This window comes from Flavobacterium terrisoli (assembly GCF_030167905.1).
Classification (GTDB): Bacteria; Bacteroidota; Bacteroidia; order Flavobacteriales; family Flavobacteriaceae; genus Flavobacterium; species Flavobacterium terrisoli.
Map to the genome: position 1 here is coordinate 363,577 of NZ_JARGNA010000001.1, position 23,453 is coordinate 387,029.

18 protein-coding genes are annotated in these 23,453 nt (G+C 33.7%); 3 read left to right on the forward strand and 15 right to left on the reverse strand.

From position 1 onward, the window contains the following. Nucleotides 1-14: 14 nt before the first annotated feature. Nucleotides 15-941, reverse strand: a complete 927-nt coding sequence (locus P1K33_RS01700) for a 1-phosphofructokinase family hexose kinase (protein ID WP_284651115.1) — start codon at nucleotides 939-941, stop codon at nucleotides 15-17. An 88-nt stretch (nucleotides 942-1,029) separates the two neighbouring features. Between P1K33_RS01700 and P1K33_RS01705 the strand changes: the two genes are divergently transcribed. Further along, nucleotides 1,030-2,004 (forward strand): helix-turn-helix transcriptional regulator, encoded by a 975-nt coding sequence (locus P1K33_RS01705; protein ID WP_284651116.1) that lies wholly within the window; start codon nucleotides 1,030-1,032, stop codon nucleotides 2,002-2,004. A gap of 15 nt (nucleotides 2,005-2,019) precedes the next feature. Here P1K33_RS01705 and P1K33_RS01710 read toward each other — a convergent pair whose 3' ends face one another. Further along, nucleotides 2,020-2,508: a DinB family protein gene (locus P1K33_RS01710; protein ID WP_284651117.1), complete on the reverse strand. Its 489-nt coding sequence runs from the start codon at nucleotides 2,506-2,508 to the stop codon at nucleotides 2,020-2,022. A 134-nt stretch (nucleotides 2,509-2,642) separates the two neighbouring features. Here P1K33_RS01710 and thiL point away from each other — a divergent pair, with 134 nt between their 5' ends. Further along, nucleotides 2,643-3,689, forward strand: a complete 1,047-nt coding sequence (gene thiL / locus P1K33_RS01715) for a thiamine-phosphate kinase (RefSeq protein WP_284651118.1) — start codon at nucleotides 2,643-2,645, stop codon at nucleotides 3,687-3,689. Between the two features lie 189 nt (nucleotides 3,690-3,878). On the opposite strand, the gene P1K33_RS01720 is transcribed toward thiL, so the two are convergent. The 9 genes from P1K33_RS01720 to P1K33_RS01760 all read right to left on the reverse strand — a co-directional run bounded on the left by P1K33_RS01720 (nucleotide 3,879) and on the right by P1K33_RS01760 (nucleotide 12,844). Beyond that, a complete protein-coding gene (locus P1K33_RS01720; protein ID WP_284651119.1) occupies nucleotides 3,879-4,544 on the reverse strand; it encodes a response regulator in 666 nt (221 codons plus the stop codon). Beyond that, nucleotides 4,541-6,583 carry an ATP-binding protein gene (locus tag P1K33_RS01725; protein WP_284651120.1) on the reverse strand — a complete coding sequence of 681 codons (2,043 nt, stop codon included), beginning with the start codon at nucleotides 6,581-6,583 and terminating at the stop codon, nucleotides 4,541-4,543. Before P1K33_RS01725 ends, P1K33_RS01720 begins: the two co-directional genes overlap by 4 nt. Before the next feature lie 93 nt (nucleotides 6,584-6,676). Further along, a complete protein-coding gene (locus P1K33_RS01730) occupies nucleotides 6,677-6,955 on the reverse strand; it encodes a hypothetical protein (protein ID WP_284651121.1) in 279 nt (92 codons plus the stop codon). Between the two features lie 482 nt (nucleotides 6,956-7,437). Continuing rightward, a complete protein-coding gene (locus tag P1K33_RS01735) occupies nucleotides 7,438-7,833 on the reverse strand; it encodes a hypothetical protein (RefSeq protein WP_284651122.1) in 396 nt (131 codons plus the stop codon). Between the two features lie 419 nt (nucleotides 7,834-8,252). Further along, nucleotides 8,253-8,489: a hypothetical protein gene (locus P1K33_RS01740; protein ID WP_284651123.1), complete on the reverse strand. Its 237-nt coding sequence runs from the start codon at nucleotides 8,487-8,489 to the stop codon at nucleotides 8,253-8,255. A gap of 220 nt (nucleotides 8,490-8,709) precedes the next feature. Further along, nucleotides 8,710-9,105 carry a hypothetical protein gene (locus P1K33_RS01745; RefSeq protein ID WP_284651124.1) on the reverse strand — a complete coding sequence of 132 codons (396 nt, stop codon included), beginning with the start codon at nucleotides 9,103-9,105 and terminating at the stop codon, nucleotides 8,710-8,712. 82 nt (nucleotides 9,106-9,187) lie between these two features. After that, the gene (locus P1K33_RS01750) at nucleotides 9,188-10,006 is read right to left on the reverse strand and encodes a hypothetical protein (RefSeq protein WP_284651125.1); all 819 of its coding nucleotides are present in this window, start codon (nucleotides 10,004-10,006) and stop codon (nucleotides 9,188-9,190) included. 213 nt (nucleotides 10,007-10,219) lie between these two features. Next, the gene (locus P1K33_RS01755; protein WP_284651126.1) at nucleotides 10,220-10,936 is read right to left on the reverse strand and encodes an imm11 family protein; all 717 of its coding nucleotides are present in this window, start codon (nucleotides 10,934-10,936) and stop codon (nucleotides 10,220-10,222) included. A gap of 3 nt (nucleotides 10,937-10,939) precedes the next feature. Beyond that, complete coding sequence (locus P1K33_RS01760; protein ID WP_284651127.1) at nucleotides 10,940-12,844, reverse strand: AHH domain-containing protein; 1,905 nt, start codon at nucleotides 12,842-12,844, stop codon at nucleotides 10,940-10,942. Between the two features lie 704 nt (nucleotides 12,845-13,548). Between P1K33_RS01760 and P1K33_RS01765 the strand changes: the two genes are divergently transcribed. Further along, a complete protein-coding gene (locus P1K33_RS01765; protein WP_284651128.1) occupies nucleotides 13,549-17,667 on the forward strand; it encodes an NACHT domain-containing protein in 4,119 nt (1,372 codons plus the stop codon). Between the two features lie 45 nt (nucleotides 17,668-17,712). Here P1K33_RS01765 and P1K33_RS01770 read toward each other — a convergent pair whose 3' ends face one another. From P1K33_RS01770 to P1K33_RS01785, 4 genes are all read right to left on the reverse strand, one after another. Then, nucleotides 17,713-18,543, reverse strand: coding sequence for a hypothetical protein (locus P1K33_RS01770; RefSeq protein ID WP_284651129.1), 831 nt, complete (start codon nucleotides 18,541-18,543; stop codon nucleotides 17,713-17,715). Nucleotides 18,544-18,770: 227 nt separating this feature from the next. After that, complete coding sequence (locus P1K33_RS01775; RefSeq protein WP_284651130.1) at nucleotides 18,771-19,163, reverse strand: helix-turn-helix domain-containing protein; 393 nt, start codon at nucleotides 19,161-19,163, stop codon at nucleotides 18,771-18,773. A gap of 217 nt (nucleotides 19,164-19,380) precedes the next feature. Continuing rightward, entirely contained in the window at nucleotides 19,381-21,414 is a 2,034-nt protein-coding gene (locus P1K33_RS01780; RefSeq protein ID WP_284651131.1) for an ATP-binding protein, read from the reverse strand. A gap of 16 nt (nucleotides 21,415-21,430) precedes the next feature. Beyond that, nucleotides 21,431-23,452 (reverse strand): tetratricopeptide repeat-containing sensor histidine kinase, encoded by a 2,022-nt coding sequence (locus P1K33_RS01785; RefSeq protein WP_284651132.1) that lies wholly within the window; start codon nucleotides 23,450-23,452, stop codon nucleotides 21,431-21,433. Nucleotide 23,453 lies beyond the last annotated feature (1 nt).

Sequence of the window (23,453 nt, forward strand, 5' to 3'; positions counted from 1 at the left end):
TGTTGGTTTTTTCGTTACTGTAAGCCTTTAAACAATTTTTCAGCATCTTCTTTTTTGAAAAGTTGGGTACCTTCGTTCATTGTAGCTGCTGTTCCGCAGGAAACACCCCATTGGATGACTTCTTTTAAGGTTTTATTTTGGGATAAAGCCCAGACCATTCCGCCTACCATACTGTCACCGGCGCCAACGGTACTTTTTTTGGTTACTTTTGGAGCTGTAACCAATTCAGTTTCATCTTTGGAAACCAAAATGGCGCCTTCTGCTCCCAAAGAGACTACTACCACTTCAGCATTTCCTTTTTGAATTAAGGTTTTGGCTGCTTTTTCGACTTCGGATAATTCTAATCTTTCCAAACCTAATAATTTGGCCAGTTCACCGATATTTGGTTTAATCATGTAAACACCGGTTTCGAGTACTTTTTTAAGCGCATCACCAGAAGTATCGACGATTACTTTTATACCGGAAGCTTTGGCGGTTTTGGCAATTTTTTGGTAAAAATCCGTAGGCAAACCTTCGTTTAAACTTCCACTGATTATCAGGTAATCGGTTTTTATTTTTGTAATGAGGTCTAGAATGCTTTTGGTTTCACTAACAAGTAATTCATTACCGGGGAAACCAAATCGGTATTGTGATTTGGTGTTGTTTTCAAAAGCGATAAAGTTTTCTCTGGTCCAGTTTTGGGTTGGAATAACTTTGCTGTCAATCCCTTTTTTTTCAATCAATTCCTCCAACATTTTTCCTGCAGAACCTCCGGACGTAAAAACACAAAGAGAATTTCCGCCGAGTTCCGCAATAGCTTTGGATACGTTTATTCCACCACCTCCGGCATCATGCCGTGGCTTTTCACAACGTATTTTCTGTTCAGCGACTAATCCTGAAAAATGAGTGCTTTTGTCTAATGAAGGGTTAATCGTAAGGGTAATGATTTGATGTGTTTTCATTTTTAAAAAAATAATTATGGTAAAGGTGCGAAAATTTATTGTTTTTATCTTTTTACTATAATATACTATCTTTGGATAAATGTCTTGTATGTTAGATGATTCACCCAAACGTTTTGATCGGATTATTGCTATTCTGATTCAGTTACAATCGAAAAAGGTTGTAAAGGCTCAAGAATTGGCAGAACGTTTTGAGGTAAGTTTACGCACTATTTATCGAGATATACGAACACTCGAAGCATCCGGAGTGCCTGTTTATGGTGAAGCCGGAATAGGATATTCATTGGTTGACGGCTATCGATTGCCACCGGTGATGTTTACCCGAGAAGAAGCCAGTAGCTTTATTGCCTCACAAAAATTAATGCAAAAATTCATTGATAAGGAACTGGGACAGCATTACCAATCTGCCATGTTTAAAATTAAATCAGTGATGCAAAGTTCGGATAAAGATTGGCTTTCGAGTATCGAATCTAAAATACTGATTCAACCACCGACTGCAGAATTATTCAACGTGAATGTTCCCAATGCCATGGCAATCCTTTTTAAAAGTATTGCTGATAAAACACAAGTTATTTTAAATTATCAGGCCATTGAAGCCGAAAATGCTTCACTGAGAAACATTGAACCGGTTGGAATTTTTCATGATAATAACAATTGGTATGTTTTAGGGTTTTGTCATTTGCGAAATGATTATCGTCAGTTTCGTGTCGACCGAATAGAAGGAATTAAAAAAACAGAAATTGTATTTGCCAAAGAACATGAGGCTTTAGAAACTTATTTGGACAAAGAAAAAGAATCGCCAACAACAAGAGTTCGGCTTTTAGTAGAGAAAAAAATCAGCAAATACCTTTCTTTTGAAAAAAATTACTACGGATTTGTTGCTCAGAAAAATGTAGGTGATTTAGTAGAGATGACTTTTTTGCCAAGAGATATAGAAAACGGTTTTGCCCGTTGGTTTTTGATGTATGCTGATTATGCTGAAATTATTGAGCCGTTATCCTTGAAAGATCGGATTTTGGAACTGATGGATCATTATCGCCAACGCCTACAAAAAAGCCCCGAATAAATCGGGGCTAAATTTCTACCAGCGTTCCCAAAAAAACGGCGGTTCAATACCTAAGGCTCTTAGATAAACATAACCTTGTCCGCGGTGGTGAATTTCGTTATCGATGAAATAAAGAATGTTTTGATAGATTGGAAATTCATATTGCCCAAACAAATTAAAGGTTTTTTCAAAATCTTCTTCGCGCAGATGAGGCCAAAGTCGGATGATTTCTTCTGTAGCTTCGTCCCATTTTTGCAGGTATTCCGCTTTGGTGTTTAATTTGAAACCTTCTTCGGTATAAGGTTTGGTTTCACGGGAAATAATCGCCTTTAAAGCCGGAACTGCTATAGAAAGCAATTCAGAAGTTAATTCAGAAAACGTGCGCATACCTCCGATAGAAAATTCTAAAAAATCTTTTTCCGGGAATGATTCAATCACACGGCGAGTCACAAATCGATGACCTAGCCAGTGGCGTAATAATTGTTCTTTTGAAAGAATTGATGGTGCATTCATTGTAGTGTTCATAAGATGTCTTTTTTGTTTATAGGTCAAAATTATGAGACCGAAATGACAACAGTATGTCAGCAGGAATTTGAAAGTTTAAATTTTATTTAAAAAGAGAAACTGTTTGTACCTTTGCAATCTTAAACTTTGTAACTATGCTTGAAGATAAAACGCCGCAACGCACATCACTTTCACAATTAGGGGAATTTGGCCTGATAGACCATTTGACCAAAAACTTTGATGTAAAACAGCCATCGACTTTGAAAAGTATTGGCGATGACGCAGCCGTTTTGGATTTTGCGGCCAAAAAAGCGGTTGTTTCCACTGATTTGCTGATTGAAGGTGTGCATTTCGATTTGTCTTATATGCCTTTACGCCATTTGGGCTATAAAGCCGTTGTGGTGAATGTTTCTGATATCTGCGCTATGAATGCTAAACCTACGCAGATAACCGTTTCTGTGGCTGTTTCTAATCGTTTTCCCCTGGAAGCTTTGGAAGAACTGTTTGACGGAATCGCTTTGGCGGCCAAATTCTATAATGTGGATGTTATTGGAGGTGATACAACGTCTTCTCAAAAAGGATTAATCATTTCGATTACGGCAATTGGCCAAGCCAATGAAAATGAGATTGTGTATAGAAATGGAGCAAATAATGGCGATTTATTAGTTGTAACCGGAGATTTAGGTTCGGCTTATATGGGATTACAGGTTTTGGAACGTGAAAAACAGGTGTTTCAGGTGAATCCGAATAACCAACCCGATTTGGACGCCTATACTTATTTAATTGAGCGCCAATTAAAACCGGAAGCGCGTCATGATATCAGAGAATTATTGGAAAAATTGGAAGTAAAACCAACTTCTATGATTGATATTTCGGATGGATTGTCTTCGGAGATTATTCACATTTGCAAACAAAGTAAAGTAGGTTGTAATTTATATGAAGAAAAAATCCCGGTTGATCCACAGTTTATTAATGTTTGCGAAGAATTCAATATCGATTCAACAACAGTTGCTATTAATGGCGGCGAAGATTATGAATTGCTATTTACTATTGCTTTAGATGATTTCGATAAGATAAAAGCCAATCCGAATTTTACGGTTATTGGTCATTTAACACAAGAAAGCGAAGGCGTTCATTTGATTACCAGAGCGAATACCAAAATTCCTTTGAAAGCCCGTGGTTGGGACGCAATGGAGTCATAAAAAAAAGCGATACCCGAAAGTATCGCTTCCCCCTAAGTCTTGAAAAATTAAACAGTAGTTTGAAGTTTTATAACTACTTGATTAATTCTACAAATACTAACCCTGAAATCATTCAGCTAAGTTAGGCATTGTAGATAGGTGAGTGTTTACGGTTTCCCACATATTTCGTTACGGTTTCCCGTAATATCGTTAAATGACACCTTTATTTTTGGCCTCTCGTATTAAATCAACATCGGTTCCGCCAGCTACTTCAAGGATTTCACGGATGTTTAATTTCCTTTTTTCAATGGCGCTTAAAGAAAGCGGAATATACGTTGGCAAGTCTTTTGTTTTTACGCCTTTTGACAAATGAAACAGGATTTGTTTGTCAAAAACATCCAATTCGATATTGTTGTATTGCGCTTGTCCTACCAGTTTTATTACGGTTTGGCTATAATAACTCTCATCATTGATGATTTTGTCAAAAGCAAAAAGCAATTCGTCAAAAGTCAAGTCGTTTTTAATAATTAAACCGCTTGGGTTGATATTTTTGATGATGTTGTTGATTTTAAGCAATTCAGTATGCATGGTCAAAAGGATGACTTTACAATCCGGCATTTCAGTTTTAATGAGCATCGCTAAATCTTCCCCTGAATAGATTCCTTTTTCGGCATATTCGGGCATGCTGATGTCAAAAAAAGCAATATCAAAGTGTTTAGATTTGTCAACTACGTTTTCATAACCGGTTTTACAGTTGTTGGCTTGTGTTACAACAAATTCAAAACCTTTTTGGCTGTATTTATTAATCGCATTTTTGTAGGCTTCAATAATAAATGGGTGGTCATCGACGATTAAAATTTGGATAGGGCTTTTCATTCTTGTTCTACAATTATTGGTTTAGTTTCGATTGGTATGGTAATTACAATTTTGGTTCCGTTGTCTTTTTTAGAATTGATGTCAATAATTCCTTTGCAATCGTGTGTTCTCGAAATCATATTTTGCATCCCGATTCCTTTACTTTTTCTGTTGACATCAAAACCAATTCCATCATCCTGGATTTTTAGATATACATTTTCACTATCGCCTTTTATTTCAACAAAGATGTTCTTGGCATTGGCATACTTATTAATGTTTTGCAAACCTTCCTGCAAAATACGGTACATATTGATTTTGATAGCATTTTCTACCTTATCCCAAACCACATTTTCATCAATGGTATAGTTGACATTAACCTCAAATGCTGTTTTCTGTTCTTCTAATAGATTATGAACGATAGAAACAAAGTTATTAATTAAAACTTGTTTTTCTCTATTTAAATCGTGGGATATTTCACGGATGTCTTGTTCGATGGTTTTTAGCTCGTTTAGCAACTCAAATCTCTTTTGGGTAGATTCCTCATCAGTGTTGGAGTTTAAGCTGTCTAAATTTAAACGCAAACCAAACATTCTGCCCAAAACACCATCGTGTAAATCCTGAGCCAAGCGTTTCTTTTCTTTGCTTCTGCTTTCATCAATAATGGCCTGTTGCGACATCATGAGGTTATAAATGTCCTCATTGGCTTTTTGTTGGGCTTGTTTGTATAATAACTCACGCGTTCTGGCCCTTTGTGCTCTAACGACAAACAATAAGACCACTACAATAAAGGAAACCACAAAGGCATAGAGCAGATTTCTGTTTTTTTCGGCTAGGCCTTCTTTTTCCTGAATAATTTCATCTGTTTCTAACGCTAAACGAGCAAACTTTTCTTTAGATATTCTTTCTACATCCTGAATACTGTCATTTATTCTAATATAATCTTTGGAGTATTTGGATGAATTTACATTGTCTACAACCGAAGCCTGTTTTAACGCTGCTAAGAAGTCCCTTGAAATCCCTGTGCTTTTTGCCTGAATTAATGCTTCATTTGCGAATTTTTTTGATAGTTGGTCTTGCTTAGTGGCATGATAGTATTCGGAAAGATGTATTTTACTTAAAACAATTAAAGTTTTTGCGTCAATTTTTTCTCTAACTTTCAACGAAGAGTAAAATAAATTTGGCAATCCTTGATAATCTTTTAACTTAAACTTACAGTAGGCCAAGTTATCGGTTAATAAACTATATAACTCCGGATCATTATCAACGATAGTTTTGTCTTTTAATGCTATAGTATAATTCTTTATTGCTTCTTTATAGTCGCCCTTGTTTTGATAAACATATCCAATATTGTTAAGACAGGTTGCTTCCTGATAGTTATCAGTTAAATTATTTTCTTTGATTATTTCTAAACTCTTTGTGTAATATTCAATTGATTTTTCATAATCTTTAGTCTCATTAGCTACTATACCCATCATGGTAAAAATGACATATAATTTATCATTTTCTTTTGTGTCTTTCAATAAAGAGTATGCGCGGGTCAATGAGCGATCGGCTCCAACAAAATCCCCTACATTATATTGAATAATGCTTTTTGAACTTAATACACCACCTTCATTGGTTTTGTCGTTTAAAGATTTAAAAAGTTTTTCAGCTTGAGAAAAATAAATGAAAGCACTATCATTTACTGCCTTTTTTCTATAATAACCAGCAAGATATCTATACCCTTGTGCTAAACTGAGGGTATCTTGACTTTTAATAGCGTTATTGACTAATGTAATGGATGATTTTTTAAGATTCTCTAAGTTGCCATTCTTTAAGAATCCAATAGAAATATTAAGTAAATGATTTCTAGTTATCGAATCATTTGATTGTGCTATAGATTTTTCAAAAGCTTTTTCAAGATAAAGCTTTTTTTTGTCTGTAGAAATATCATTTCCATCAGCTAACCGAATGTATATAGCAGTACTGTCTGAATCAGTTGTGGTAATGGGTTTTTTCTGTTCATTTTTTGAACAACTTAATAAACAAAGAATCCAAAAAAAAGGTAAAATTTTTTTCAAACTGATTTCATCTTAATTTTTCAAAAATAGTAAACAAATAAAAAAAACCACCCTTTAAAGGTGGTTTTTTTGATATTTAATAATTTGTGTCTATTATATGTTGTCCGATGGAGTTTTGCTTCCTCCGATTGCCAATCCATTTCCTAAATCTGGAGTTTTACTTCCTCCGATTGCTACACCATTTCCTAAATCTGGAGTTTTACTTCCTCCGATTGCTACACCATTTCCTAAATCTGGAGTTTTACTTCCTCCGATTGTAAATCCATTTCCTGTTTCCGGAGTTTTACTTCCTCCAATTTGATTCGGAGTAGTAAACGATGTTACTACAAGCATCAATACTAATAATCCGAAAGTTGTTGCTAATTTTTTCATAATTTGAGACTTTTTATTGTTAATGTTTTTGTTTCGTTTTTAAAGAGTGTGGGCTTTTAATGATTTGGGGGCTTTCACACTTTAACGATGTAAAACTAAAAAGGATGTCTCTGCGAATCCCTATATATAAAGGTGTTTATGGTAGAATGACCTCGTTTGTGAGTGAATGACGGTCAAATCTGAGTGGATGGTTTTTAGGAATTTGGCTATTTAGACCAAAAAGCGCATCAATGGTGAGATTGGCAAAACTTAATTCGGAAGCTTAAATGACGAATCGGGGTGCATGGATGTAATTGACCCTAAAAATGAAAACCGACTGTTTGTATTTCTGAATTTGATTTTCGCAGAAAAAGGAAATGATTATTCATAGGAGAGAAAAAAAGCGTTTCAAGAAAGTGATAAAATGCATTGCTGTCGGGAATAAAAAAAATCAGGTTCCAGCAAAAGCCGGAACCCGATTCCCCACAATTAAATGAATGTATTTATTCACTTATTTTATCACGCATTACTATTAACATTGTCTTTAGTTTGGTTGTTGCTTTGTTTACCGCCTCCTCATGACAATCAATATTAATAGCTCCGGTTATAATCATTTTTTCGGTCCCATCAACCATTTCTATTCTAACACCAATACTTATGTCGCAGGGTTCTTTTGATTTCTTAGGATTGTTTATTATAAAGTCTTTACTGATTTCATCAATGCCATTGTATAAATCCTCGAATGAATCAAAGCGGTATTCTGTGCTCTCTTTGTTGAATGTTGTAATTACCGAGCCTGAGCTGAAATCGTATAGTTTTGAAGTGACCGCATTTTTTTGAGCCTTTCCCGGAGGGATAGCCAAAATTACCATCAGTAAAACAGCTGTTGTATTCTTCATTTTATTTTAAATGCTTTTCTTAATGAGGCAAAAATCATAAGATATTTTTAGAAGTAGTATGCATTTATACATTACTTGTATGCCAAAAATGAAATGTACTGCTATTTGACATAATGTATGTTTTGATACACTACTCATACACTAGGTAGGGCTTTCCTATACTTGAGCTATACACTAGGCAGTTATGAATTATGAGTTATGAGTTTGGGGTATGAAACTGTCACCATTGATGCTTTATCTATACTTGAAGTAGGGCTTTCCCATATAGAAGCTATACACCAGCTATGCTTTAGGGGAGGAAATTGACTCGTCCTAATGTAGCTATACGACTAATTTTGTGCCCTGCTATTTCAGGACAAAATATGAATGCACAAGATAAACCACCCCGGCTTTCAGCCACAGCTCCAGAGGAGGGGAATTTAGGAGGCTAGTTGTGTTATTATTCTTGATGTGCTGTAATTGAATGATGGCTCTTCTTCTGTTTCTGTACTGTTTTCTTTTAGTAATTCCTTTACTTCATCGAGGAATTCGGGCTCGGATTTGGGCATTAATTGGATGGCTAGTTCAAGTACATTGGCGAGGTCGATGTTTGGGTTTCCTACTATGGGTGAGATATAGGGTTCCTCTGTGAGTAATGCTACGGTGCAAAGTTTCATCAGATCGTTTACTGTGGAGTAAAGAGAGGAATAGCAGGAGAAGTTAAGGGTAATGGTGTAACAGTCGTCTTTTTTTGGATGGTCTTGCAAGGTTGTTAAAAGCCATTCGGATTTTTTGAGAAGTTGTGCAAATTTTGTGTTCATGATGATATTAGTTATTAGTTATAAGATGGGTTCCCGCCTTCGCGGGAATGACAGCGTGTTAATTAGAACTATCTTATTACTCGAGAACTGCATGGAGTTGTGATGGCAGTGCGAGGTAGATGTTTTCTACGAGATAGTCCTGCTCTATTTGCTCTTCTACGGGTTTGAGGACTTGTTCACGGATTAGGTCGAGGAGGTCGGCTTCTTCGTATGGGATTAGGTCGAGGATTATGCCGAGGACTCCACTGATGTTGGTCGCGGGTTCGGGGATGCGAGAGGAACTGGTTTCGCCTTCGAGGGCCAGCATTGATACTTTTACAATATCGGCAATGAGGTACATCACATCGGCATAGCCGGAAATGTTGAGCTGGATGGTGTCTCGTTTCTTTTTGACGTTTTGGGATTCGAGCAGGGCGAAGTGTTGTTGTGCGAGTTCGCGGAGGGGTTGTGGGAGGTGGGTGATTGTTTTCATGATCAAGATAATTATGAGTTATAAATTATGAGTTATGAGTTGTGCCCTTTATTACCGAAAGCGTTGCTTTCTCCTCTTAATATCAAATGCTCAGGGTGACAAAAAGATAGGACTGGTCGAGGAACTGTTGGGTGGTGTCGAGGAGGTAAAGAAAATCTTCTTCGGGGGCGTAGAGTTTTGTCCAGTGGTTTAGCATGGATGGAGGGGCGCAGAGCATTTTGTAGCGTTTGGCAGCTAGTGGTGTTTGTTGGCTGAAAATTTGTGTTGGCAAGGTGGTGAAGTGAGTACAAAGCTGTAGCAAATAATTTAAGCCGAATTCATTGGGTATGTAACCCAAGCCAATTCTTATTAAGCCTAAGGCGATTTGTGTACAGGCAGTATTGAGTAATGCTATTTTGCATAGTTCTACCTCGAGTTGTGGGCTTTCTTTTGCGGCCTGGATATTGAATTGTGCTACTGCGACGCATTTTTGCCAGAAGGTTTTATCAGATTCGAAATCCCTTGGAGGAATGGTGTTACTCATTATATAGGGAGGCGCTGATTTGTCGAGGCACAGCCGTTGACTATTACGGATAGCTTTGTCAAAGAAATGCTGCAGACCCGATTGTTTTGTGTTGAGGTCAGAGAGTTTATGCAATAGAATTGAGGCGAAAATGGTTCTGGCGGATTGTTCTGCAATGGTGTTTGCCAAGTTGGAGGCTGTTATTGCCGAATTATTTTTTGTTAACACCAGAATGCAGCAGTAATAAGGGCTGACTGTATCAGTGTTTACCTGAAAATTAGCCAGAGAGTGGTTACTAATTCGGGAATTTAACAGGTAAACTGTACAAGTCCCTAATTGTTGTGTAATGATTTCCACTATTTTGTGGATGATTTCCTGAGGGAGATTTTGTGAGTGCATATCCTTGCTTTTTTGACGCAAGTTACTTTGCTATACTATCGTATACCACTAATACTGTTTGTATTACACTAAAAGAAGAAGGTTGTTTACCATACTAATAAGCATATAAAAAATGCTGATTTGCATAGTTTTTTGATGTTATTTTACATGTCTGAGGAAAAAAAATCCGTTTTGTTTCATCAAAACGGATTTTTAGTGTTAATAATTTATATTCTAAATTTTACCATAAACTTTTTCTCTTTCGCCTCCTTGAAGCCATTCGTTAATTGAAAATTCAACTGGCTGAAATTCTATTCCAGTACAACCAACATTTTCAATTTCACTTTTTAACTTATCCGATACGACATATTTACCAGCTGTTTTGATAAAAAATAAATCATCTTTAATGTCATCAACAAGATGAACTTTATTAATTGAGACAATTTCCATTTTTTGTTTATGATTTTCCTGTACTTTCAAGAACTCTTCTAATGTTTGAACTTTAACATTTTTACGTTCAGTACCACCACCACTTTTCTTGATTCCTACAGTAATTTCACTGGAAGAAAAATCAATAAAATTCATATTGAATTCATATACACTTAGCAACCAATAATCTTTATATTCAATACCATCTTTAAAAACTGAACATTGAAAAAATTGTACTCCAGAAGCCTTTTTACTTTCTAAAATGGACTTTAATTTATTACTAATTAATTTTGTATATGTAAATCCTATATCGCCATTCGCATCGATTAAATCTGTTAGATTAGATTCATGATGTAAAACTGGATTTACAACAATAGGATTAACATCTATCCTTTCAAAATGAAATTTGTCAATAAATAATGGATTATTTGAAACATCACAATTGTATATAAAATCTTTTACTTGTGGATTTTCCCCAAGTATATTTTTATCGAGTGAATGACGGATATAGTAAAATTTCATATTTTAAAAAATTAATTCATTAATAGGTGTTGTTGGATTGTTTTGTATAGCTGTTCTAATATCTTGAATCAAATCTACAACAAAATCATAACATTGATCTGGGGTGGCATTTGGAAAAGTTTCGTTAAATAAATCAAATCTTTCCTGGATTAAATTATCATAATGCGCGTGTGAACCATTATGTACCGCTGTACTTAGCGGTATTCCATTCAATGCCTCATTCATGTGAAAAGCATTTTCTGATTTGGCAGCCCTTTGAACAATTGATTTTGATTGTTTATTCCATGGTATAATGTGATGAGCTTGTAAACCATCTCCGACGACTAAATTAAGAACTTTGCGAAGCTGTCCTCGATTTCCAAATTGCAGTACCCCATTAGCAGCTACTTTCCAAATTAGCTTTGTAGTTCCGGTTGCTGTTGGAACAACTTTAATTGCAAACTTTACCCCAGTGGCCGCCCAGCCGACAATTGGAACAGTAGCGGCAAAACTTAAAGTTGCTTGTAATGCTTCGCCTTCAATTGTGTATAAAACACCGTTTATAAAATCGGCAGGTTCCCCAAAGACAGGAATTATACCAAAGACATCCAGACTTAAATGGATTACTTCTTTACTTGCGTACCAAAGACATTTTCTCCTTGACCATTCTGGATTTATTTGTCTTAATTTATTATATTTAAGCCAAATGTTAATAGCTACGAAATGATGATCGAGGGTTGAAATTGGTCCGTGAATATCAATATCAACATATGGATCAAGCGATAATTCAAATTCATCAGTAAATAGTTGATCTCCGCTGTTTTCAAGTAGCACAGTTAAATTGATAAGCTTTTGTGCTTCTACTGGGTTAGGTTCTAAAAGCGCTAAGTCAATTATTTCTGATACAAAGGTCTTATTTGCTTCCGAATCGTCATTCTCTAATAAGTTAAGAAATATTCGAGAAATTTCATAATTATTAATCAAATAATTAAACTGATTATTAGATAAATTAATTATGGTTCCAATCTTCTGAGTTGTTAGATAAGCCTTACCCGAATTCAATTGACTTGTTAAAACTGGTGAAGTATCAAGGAATACGATTTCATCTATATTACCATTCTCATCTGGATTATAATTACCATCACCCTCAGTTATTGATCCGCCACCAATCCAAACACCAGTTCCAACAATCCAATTAATAATCCCGGTATTATCATAAGTTCCAAAGCCGTTAATAGTGTTGTCGAAACCACCACCGGTATTACCGTCTTCATCAACGTTTGCAATAGTTGGAGGGCAGTTTACAGAAATATAATAAATAATCACCTCATTAATCCCTACCGGTTCAATGTGGTCAACCATGTAGCAATTCCCTTGATTATCATGATAAATTGTTCCTGAATAATCATTCATTGCAACTATCACATTACCAGACAATGTAGTTAGCGTAGTCTTTGAAGTAATATTCGGCACAGTTAGTCCTTCGTTTATTAAATCCTTTTCTTCCTCAGTAAATTCATATTTTGTTAAGTAGGACTCGAAATCGGTATCACTTTTGAAACTTAGTACTAGATTTTCAACTTTTGTCAAGTCATTGTCATTTCTGTAAACTTCAAATGTAAAAGTTTGAAGTCCTTCATTTTCGATGTAAAGTATCTTATCGGTGTTTATATAGAAATCCAATGCAGCGTTATAGATTATTCTTGATTCTGTAGCTACTAAATCTCTAGTTGAAGAATTTTGGGTGTCAATATTTTGATAGAGTTTAAAAGCTGCCGGGAAATTTTTAAGTTCATCTATTGTAATATATCTTTTGTTTGAATGAGTCGACTTTATTTGATCTTCATACAAATCTTTTTCGCAACCTGAGATTACAAAGAAGAGGCAAATGAAAGTTAATTTTAAAAAGTTTTTAAATATGTTTTTCATAATTTTGTTGAGTTAAATTAAACTTTTGTGAGAGATTGTTTCTTTTGACTGTGAGAGCCATTACATCCCGTAGTGGCTTTCTCCTTTTTTTGAATTGTTTTATTTCATATTTGAATTGTTGCAAATAAATTCCTCTTATGCTACTATAAAAAGGTAAAAGGAATTGTTTGTTACTAACAGCCCGGGGCTGTATTTTTTAAATCACGTTTACTGGTTGTATTCCAGAATATAAAACTAGACTTATTTTTTTTAAAGGATTTACACTAAAAGTGTACATTTTGTTAAAATTGAATAGTATTTTATACTTTTTTGCATAGTCTGTGAAAGATTTATTGTTTACTGCAATGGTTTTCCTAGTGATTGTAATGAATTGCATAGCGCTTTGTGGTTGTTTTGCAGTTGACGAAGAAGTAAAGCATTGGGGAAGTGGCTCGGATTGCTTTGCCAGTTCGCTACGCCCGGGTTCAAAGCTGCATTATCGGGGTTTGAACCACACGAAAGATTGACTTCGTCGAATCTGCGATTTCGTGCGGTAGCGGGGAGATTTTACTCACGCGAAAGGATTCGCGCGGTAGCGGGGGCATTGTTTCGCCAGTTTGCTTCGCTCGTGTGCAAATCCGCGCTATCGGGGGTTATAAAGCACAGGATAGTTTTTAAACTACAAACACCTAAAATTGGTACATTTGAATATTTAAGTGGTATATATGACAAGTCAAGGAAAAGGTAAAAGTTTTGAGATATTAACGGAAGAATTCTTTTTATCACTGTTTGAGCAGCTTAAAATCCAAGTTAATAATAATTGGATTCAAAAAGCAGGTTATCAATATGGATTTGATGTTGGATTTGAAGTAGCAATTTTAAAAGACGATATTTTTAAAAGAGGAATTTTTATTGAGTGTAAAAATTATGAAAAATCAATTTTAGAGCAATCTCAACTGCATACAAAACTATTACAATTTGATAGGTCTGACTATGAAAAAAGAAATTCTATTTTTATCTTTTTATCCCCAAAAATTGACTTGTCAAAATGCACACAAGATTCAAATCCTAAACAATTAGAAGACTACTTTAATCGAAAGAGTGATTTTAAGACACTTATATTAACGCCCAATAACAATATAAAAGATATTCTCTCATTAGAAAAAGAAATTTTCACTAAAGTTTATGGGGATGATTTATTTATTGAGCCCGATGAAGAAAGCAAAAACAAGATTTTCGAATATTTTAATATTCTCCTTTTTTCAAAAGGGGAGATACCAAATTTTAGTGAGGTTTCTCAAAGAGAAATTTATTTGAAAGAAGCATCAATAGTTGATAATGATGTTTTGTATATCAAAAGAGCCTTGAAGAGAAATAAATTTTCATTTTTTCAAGATGATAAAAGTTTATTGGAGTTAATTAAGGATGAAAACATCATTTTATTGTTGGGGGAACCAGGGAGCGGAAAGACAACCGAATTAATCAATTTGTCCAAATACTTTGAGAAAAATATATCCGATTTAGGAGTAACACCAATTTTTATAAACTTATCAAATAAGGATAGGTTTGAGGATATTAGTGATTTGATGCCTGTTGATTGGAAAGCCAATAACAGAATAGTGATTTTATTAGACGGATTTGATGAGTTTGAATTTAAGAGTGTTTTATCTGAACAAATTAAAAGACTATTAGAGAATAAAGAGATAAGTTTTAAAATAGTTATCTCTTGTAGAACCTATGCTTACAATGAAGAGCTAAGCCAATTAGAGCCGGCTAAATTTTATTTAGATGGTTTCACGACTGCTCAAAGCATGAAATTATTGAACGGTAAATTTGGATTGCCAGTTGAAGTATATGATAAAATTGAAAAAGATAAATTCAAAGATATTTTAGAAGATCCATTTATGTTGAATCTACTTGGAATTTATTACACAAGTCATAATATAATTCCTGATTCAGTCTTTGAAATATATGAAAATATTAAAGGGGGGATGCCAGCTGATGAAATTGAAATGTATAAAATTTTTGCTTTGATTTTGGAATTAACTAAAAACACAAGTATTGAAAAAGCGGAGTTAAGGAGTTTGTTTGGATTAGGGTATAATAAGTTAATTAATCTTAAATTCATTCAAAAGTCTTTTGACAAAAGAAGTTTTAAGTTCATTCATAAAAATTATCAGGAATACTTTGCTGCACTTGCGTTAAGTGAATTATCATATGATAGAATTATTGATTTCATAGTAATTAAAGGAACAAACAAAACTCATCAATCATTATTTAATACTATAACTTTTTTAATCAATATTGTAGAAATCGACAAGTATAATTTGTTAGTTGAATGGCTCAAGGCGAATGACCGAGAATTATTATTTAAAGCAGACAAAAATAGAATTGAGAATATAAGAGTTGAAATATTCAGAGAGTATTTTGAAACAGAATGTATAGATAAGACCTTTTGGATTACTAACAACAAAACACTTACCGTAAAGGAAATAGCTGATTTTGGTGATTGCGTTGAGAATTTTGATTATCTAAATAGGATTGTAAACAATGATAAGAATCATTACAGGGTAATAATATCTGCTTTGGAATTGTTGAGTTTTTTTACTGTTCCGTTAGATAGAAGAGACGATTTTAAACAAGAATTATTATGCCTCTTGAAATCTGAATCAATATCAGATGCAATAAAAGCTCATGTTGTGAGCTGTATCAATGATCAAATGTTTTGTGATGAAGATATCGAATATTTGCATAAAATATTTGAAATTTTTAAAGCAGAAACAAGCAAGCAAATCAATATAGAGTTACTTTCCTTACTAAAAGATTACAAACCAATTGATGATTTTTTTTGGTATATAAAAGATGAATTTTTGAGAGACAAAAGGATTCTGCCGAGAGTAGAAAAAGATGATGTGATGAGAGGGAATAGTTGGAAATTAGAAAAATTAATAATTAGGTTGAAATCTTCCTCTAATTTTATATTCTTCGCTAAATTTTACTTTGATGAAACTACTAACAGTTATACTGATAATAGATTTGCCGAAGATATTATTGAAAAATGTTTATTTTTTGAAAGCGAAGAATCTGATTTCTTGGTTAGATTATTATCCTCTTTTGAGGATAAGGAAAAATACTATTTAAGGGAGACTCTTTTAAAAGCTTTGATATTAAAAAGTAGTATCAATTCACAAATAGAATCGTTTAAATACTTAATTGAGAACTTCACATTTAACAATGTTGGATATTTTCTTGCTTCAATAACTACTGAGAAAACTATCAATATTGTAATTGATAAATTTAAAGATGGGTCTTTGGATAGTGATAATTTGGATTTTTTTAGGAATGTTATAGCAAATCATGGGAACAGAAAATTAGCTGGTGAATTTAATAGCATTATGATAGAAAACGAATTCACTTTTAAACATGATTTTTTACTTGAAAGAGAGTTTGAAGAACAGAAAATGGAGTTTGAAAATAAGCCACAAGACAATTTTGATAAACTATTCAATAAACCTCAATTGTTGTCTGAAATACAGGTGATTTTTGGTGAATATGGTAATTCAGTGAAGCCAGAACGAATGAGAGAAATTGATATGGCCTGGTATGAAAAGAATGGTCACGGCAATAGAATTGATATAGCCTACTCTCTGTTAAGCAGGTTGGTTTATAAAGAGAAGAGAGAGATTACATATGATGATGTTGTTGAGATTTTAAATGAGGAGTTTATAATTATTAAAGAGATTAAATCAAAAATAGAAGGTAGCGACAAAATAAAAGTAAAGGAGGAACAGAAGGAGTTTTTGTGTCAATGGTGTTTAGAAGTATCAAAAGACATTGATTTTAATAAAATAATGAAGCGAATAGATGATTCTCGTTTTAGTTTGCTCAAAGATTATGAAAGGCTGAAAACAGTTTTGTTTTTTATGATAGAACTGGATATTAATTTACCACAACAGTTCATGCTAGACAGTATTGAGTTTTTTGATGTAGATAAATCAAATGTTGAAGACAATAATTTGGACATATTAAAAGGCAGAATTAAAAATATTGATGTGTTCAATCAGAGAATTGTAGAAAACCTTTTGAATAAACAATTAGTGTTCTTTTCATTAAATAAGCACATACAATATGCTCTTGATAATAGTTTAGTTGAAACATTTTCAAAAATCAGGGAATGCTTTTTAATTGATGGACTGATTTATAATTCAGACAGTCAACTTTCACAATATATAAAACTGACTAGTGATACTGATTTATTAGTTGAACTTTGTATCGACGTGAAGAGTCATGTATGTTGGTCATCAATTAAGATTTTAATGGATTTAGGTATTCATAAGGAATTATGCATAGAAAAAGCAATTGAATATCTTGAGTTAGAGATGGATGATGAGAAGCGATATTATTATTCGAACGCACTTGCAATTTTATTTGAGTCAAACTCGTTGGAGGCATTGAAATATCTTGAATACTTTCTGAATATTGATAGTGTACCGTCACTAAAAGAAAGTTCTTTTGCAAATTATGATATAATAGAGGATTATAACATTTTAGAAGAGTTATTCAATAAAATTTATTTGGAAGATAGAAATAAAATTGGATTTAGTGGAGTTAGCAATTTTCTTAAAATATACATATCAAATTTAGCAAGGACTACAGAAGGATATGAAAAAATAATTGCTAAACTGAATGAGATAAAAAATAAAATAGTCAATATAGAAACAGACAATGGTTTGTTTTATATAAATCTTTTAATAGATGATTGTCGAGACAACTACATTAATTCAAAATCTAAAGCACTAAATTTTGATGATGCTCTAACTAAAATTGAAGAGATTTTAAGTTAATGAATAATTTATTTGCAGTTGCTACAAACTGCTGTTAAGCAAAGTTTATTTTTTCTGTTCAGCCTCTATTTTCAAAATGAAATTTTCAAAATCTTTCAAATCTGTATGTTGATATGTAATTCTTTCAGAAGTTTCTCCGCTAAATTCAAATAATTTTCGTTCTCCTATCTCTACGTGAAACTTATATCTTTCATTTTCGTCAAAAACAAGAATTTTTATTTTTTCAATATCTTGACGAAAGAATTTTTCAATTAATAGCATATAACATAATTCTCCTTTGAGATTGTAATATGGAACTTTGACTGTTCCTTCTATTTTGTAATCGTCATATTCTACTACGACCTTGCCTTTTGCAAACGGATCTTTAGTTTTGTTTCTGTCAGTATTGTATTTTTTGCCTGATTGTGGATATAATGAATGAATTATTTTTGAGCCTTTATAAAGAATTAAATTTGTTTTTTCTTCTGTCTCACCATCAAAATAATAGTTTCCTTGATACTTCTCAAATTTATCGGCATCATCATGAATGTTTTCCGAAATAAAGTTTTCAGGCGAATATATTTTATCAGCTATTTCAGAGTATTTCATGGGAGGAATATTTTCAGGAAACTTACTTTGTGCTTGAAATGCTGAACCATCTTTATTTGAATATCGATGGATTGACCAATAATTATGTCTTGCACGAATATGTTCATGTCCAGTTTCTAGATTTCCTTTAATTAAGATTAAACCTTTATTTGATACACAAATGATTTGTGTAAAGCTATGTTTTGAAGACATCATTACTCGAACACTTGTTCCGTATCTAAACATTGGGTCTGTTCTAGCTTCTTTTTCAATTTCTTGAATTTCAATCTCTGTCAAAATTCGATTCATAGATTGTCGTCTAAATTAGTGGAATCGTTCATAAACTTTTGCGGAACTCGTTTATATGTCTCATGCAATCATTTTAATCCAACTTGTTTAAACAGACTGTTCTGCTTAAAATGAGATTTTGGTTCTTTCAAATATAAATTATTCCTTTTAATGTTTTCGTTTTGTAATATGAAAAAACCTCCCGGATGAGAGGTTTTGAAATGTGGCTTTGAAAATATAATTGTGACTTATTTATTTAGCAGCTTTTCTAAATAAGCCACTTTATCTTTTTCTGCTTCAACTAATCGCTCATACAATTCTACTACTTTGTCCAAAGGATTAAAATTACAAGTGTTATTTTGTCCTATTGGTCCTTGATTTATACTATTATCGCTGAAATTATTAAAGAAATTAATAACTAATTCATCAGAGAAATTCTTTATTGCCTCAACACTTACGCCAAGTGCTTCTGCGATTAGCTGTAATTTATCCTCCTCAATGGTTTCGCTGTTTTCAATGTTGGAAATGGTCTGCTGGCTCACGCCAATAGCCATAGCGAGGGCTTCCTGCTTCATTTCGCGGAGTTCGCGGATGCGTGAGATGTTGCGACCGATGTGTTTTGGTTTGCTAGTTGTTTCCATATTTCAAATATAGGAAAAGTTTTTTTTGAGGAGTATTCAAATAGGTATAAAATTGTATGTCAAAATAGGAAAGATGGGAGCTGCCTGTCGGCAGGGATGAAAGAGGCAAGAATCAAGAGAAAAGAAAATAGAATATAGAGAATGGAGGGAACCACCCCGACCTGCGGTCACCCCTCCTTGAAAAGGAGGGGAGCCATAAAGATATTTGTAGAAATTTCTAGTTGAAATCGTACATTGGAATTGTGATATTGATTGAAGAACCGGAATTTGGTTTTGAGGCAATGCTGAATTTTCCTTTTAGGGTTTTTACACGTTGCTCCATGTTTTTTAAACCGATTCCTTTTGCGGAGGTGTCTTTGTTGAAACCAATGCCATCATCGGCGATTGAGAGAGTGATGGTGGCATTGTTTACCTTAATATTTATTGATGCCATTTTTGCCTGAGCGTGTTTGTTAATGTTATGGCAGGCTTCCTGGATGATGCGGTATACATTCATTTTTGTGCTACTTGAAATACTATTCCAGTCGATAGTGCTGTTTGTTTCGATTGTGAATGAGGTATTGACAGTTTTATTCTGTTCTTCAACAAAGTCTTTAAGTAGCTTGGCAAAGCTATCTGGTTGGTCAAAGACCTCCTGATTTAAATCGTGGGCAATGTTCCTAATCTCTTTTTCGATATTCTGAATTTCGTTTATATGCGTAAGGCATTTATCGATGGTGTTTTTATCGCGATTGATTGATAGTATGGAAAGGAGTAGTCGTGTGCTTGCCAGTTTATTCATGACACCATCGTGGAGCTCCAGACTGATGCGGTTTTTTTCGATCTGTCGCGCTTCTTCTTCCTTGCTTTTTTGGGTTAGCATCAGTTGGTAAATCTCTTCATTGGCGTTTTGCTGGGTTTGTTGCAGGCGAAGTTCTTTGTGTTTTATACGTTGACGGGCAATAATAAAAATGAGTACTGTGATGAAGAGAAGGGTAAGTGCAATGGCAATTACAAGAGATCTTTGTTTGAGGGCGGTATTTTTTTCGGCGGTTACTGCATCTGTCTCCAATTGTATCTTAAAGTATTGGTTTCGGGCCGTTCTTTCGGCAAAAAGGAGACTATCATTGAGGCGATGGTATTCCTGAATGTATTTTGGTGCTTTTTTTGGATTGATACTGCCTGCATTGGTTAATGCGGTTAAGTAATAGTAGGGCGCATCAGCTTCTTTTGACAATCTTACTGCTGATTCTGCGTGAATGTTTGCTTTTAGGCTATCATTTTTCTTTATATAATATTCAGACAGATATACATCACTAACAGCGCTTTCGTTTGTTATCCCGTGGCTGTCAAATATTTTTTTAGATTCCTCAAACAGATATGGGAGTTCCTCAAATTTGTCAGTCTTTAAATAGCAATAGCCTAAATTATTGGACAGATAAGCATATATTTCGATGTCTTTATGTTTTAAGTCTTTTTCTTTCAACCCCAAATTGAAATATTTAATAGCCTCTCTATATTTTTTTTGAACCCGGTATACATTGCCAATGTTGTTTAAGCAAGTCGCCATGTGGCTGAAATTTTTTCTCTTAAGATTATTTTTTCTGGCTAAGGTTAAAGCGCTTTCGAAAGCAGCGATAGCTTTTTCATATTGATTTAAATTATGATTAGCATTTCCAATACTAACCAATAAGTAAAATTGTTTATTAATATTATTTACTTTCTTAAAATATTGATATGCTTTTTCAGAACTCAATTCAGCACCAAGATTATCATCCAATTTGAATTGTACATGAGCCATAAATGAATTTGTATAAGCAAGGCCTTCTACATCTTTTGTTTTTTTATATAATTTTACGGCCTGTAAATAACTATAAAAGGCAGAATCATAGACAGCATTCCTAAAATAATAAGCTCCTTTGTATCTGTAGTATCTTGCTAAACCCAAAGTGTCATTCTGTTCTGAAATCTTTATGTAATATTGAGATGCATATTTGTTGAATTTAGGCCAATCTTGGGCATAAGAATAGTTGTAGGTGACTGAATGCAAATACTCCCTCGTTAAACTATCATTCTTCTTTAAATCCATAAAGGATACTGCCTTATCATTATACTTTATCTTTTTGTCAAAAGCCAAAGTATCATTGCCTGCCAAAGCAAGGTATTTTTGAATGGAGTCGTTTGTTGTAGCGTTTTTTTTATCCGCTGTTGTAGTATTACAACCGAAGAAAATTATAATTGCAAATAATAAAAAAACAGCACATTTGTTCATGTAGTCAATATAAAGTTTATAGAGGAATAGCAATATTTATTGAAGTAGTTGCATTGGTTTGCGCACTAATGCTAAACTTTCCCTTTAAGAGTTTTACCCGGTGCTTCATATTTTTTAGTCCGATGCCTTTTGTGGAATCGGAAGGATTGAAACCGATACCATCATCGGTAATTGAAAGATTAATGTTGTCATTGTCAATGAGAATACTGATTGTGGCTTTTTTAGCTTTTGCGTGTTTGTTGATATTATGAGAGGCCTCCTGGATGATGCGATACAGATTCATTTTCTTACTGCCGGAGACGATATTCCAATCGATAGTGCCTTTTGTTTTGAGTGTGAATGTTGTATTGGCGGTTTTATTTTGTTCAGCAACAAAGTCTTCCAATAATTTGCCGAAGCTATTTGGTTGGTCAAAGACCTCATGATTTAAATCGTGGGCAATGTTTCTAATCTCTTTTTCGATATCCTGTATTTCGTTTATATGCGTAAGGCATTTATCGATGGTGTTTTTATCGCGGTTGATAGACAGTATGGAAAGGTGTAGTCGTGTGCTTGCCAGTTTATTCATGACACCGTCGTGTAAATCCTGACCGATGCGTTTTTTCTCGATTTGACGTGCTTGCTCTTCCTTGCTTTTTTGGGTAAGCATGAGTTGGTAAATCTCTTCATTGGCATTTTGCTGTGCCTGCTGCAGTCGAAGCTCTTTTTGTTTTATACGTTGACGGGCAATGATAAAAATGAGCACTGTGATGAAGAGAAGTGTAAGTGCAATAGCTACTACGATGGATCGCTGTTTGAGTGCTGTATTTTTTTCTGCGGTTACTTCATCAGTCTCCAACTGTATTTTATAGTACTGGTTTCGGGCCGTTCTTTCGGCAAAAAGGAGACTGTCATTAAGGCGATGGTATTCTTGAATGTACTTTGGTGCTTTTTTCGGATTTATACTTCCTGCGTTAGTTAAAGCAGTAACGTAATAATAGGGAGCATCGGCTTCTTTTGCCAATTTTAAAGCTGATTCTGCGTAAAGATTTGCTTTTAAAGTATCTTTTCGATTTAAATAAACCTCGGATAGATAAATATCAGAAATCGCGCTTTCATTTTTTATGCCCAGACTGTCAAATATTTTTTTAGATTGTTCAAATAATTTGAGGAGTTTATTATTTTTATTGGTCTTTAAATAGCAATAGCCCAAATTGTTTAATAAATAGGCATATAGTTCAGGGTCACTATGTGCTATATTCTTTTCTTGTAAACCTAATTTAAAATAGTAAATAGCGGTCTTATATTTTTTTTGAACCCGGTATGTGTTTCCAATATTATTTAAACAAGTTCCAATGTAGCTGTAATTTTTTTTCTTAAGATTATTTCTTCTGGCTAAGGATAATGCACTTTTAAAAGCACTGATAGCTTTTTCATATTGATTTAAATTATGATTAGCATTTCCAATATTAATCAGTGACAAAAATTGGCCTATTATATTATTTGTTTTTTTAGAATGTTGATATGCTTTTTCAGCACTTAATTCAGAGCCTAGATTGTCATCTAGTTTAAATTGAACATCAGCCATACTTGAATAAAGATTAGCGAGACCGTTCTCATTTTTTATTTTTTTATACATCTTTTCAGATTTTAAAAAATTATAGAAAGCAGAGTCAAAAATCATTTTTCTACTACAGTAAAATCCATTATATTTATAATGTCTCGCTAGCCCCAAAGTGTCTTTTGCTTCTGTCACTTTTTTGAAAAAATAGACGGAGTTTTTTTTAAAACTTGACCAATTCTTAGTAGACAAGGAGTAATAAACAACCAAACTCAAATATTCCCTAGTCAAACTATCATTTTTCTTTAAATCCAAAAAAGACGCTGCCTTTTCATTATATTTTATTCTTTTAGCAAAATCTAAAGTATCATTACCAGCCAAAGCGAGGTATTTTTGAATTGAGTCGTTGTTGGCAGAGGTATTTTTATCAGTCGATTTAGTGTTACAACCATAGAAGATTATAAACAGCAGTAATAGAAATCCAATTCTTTTCTTCATG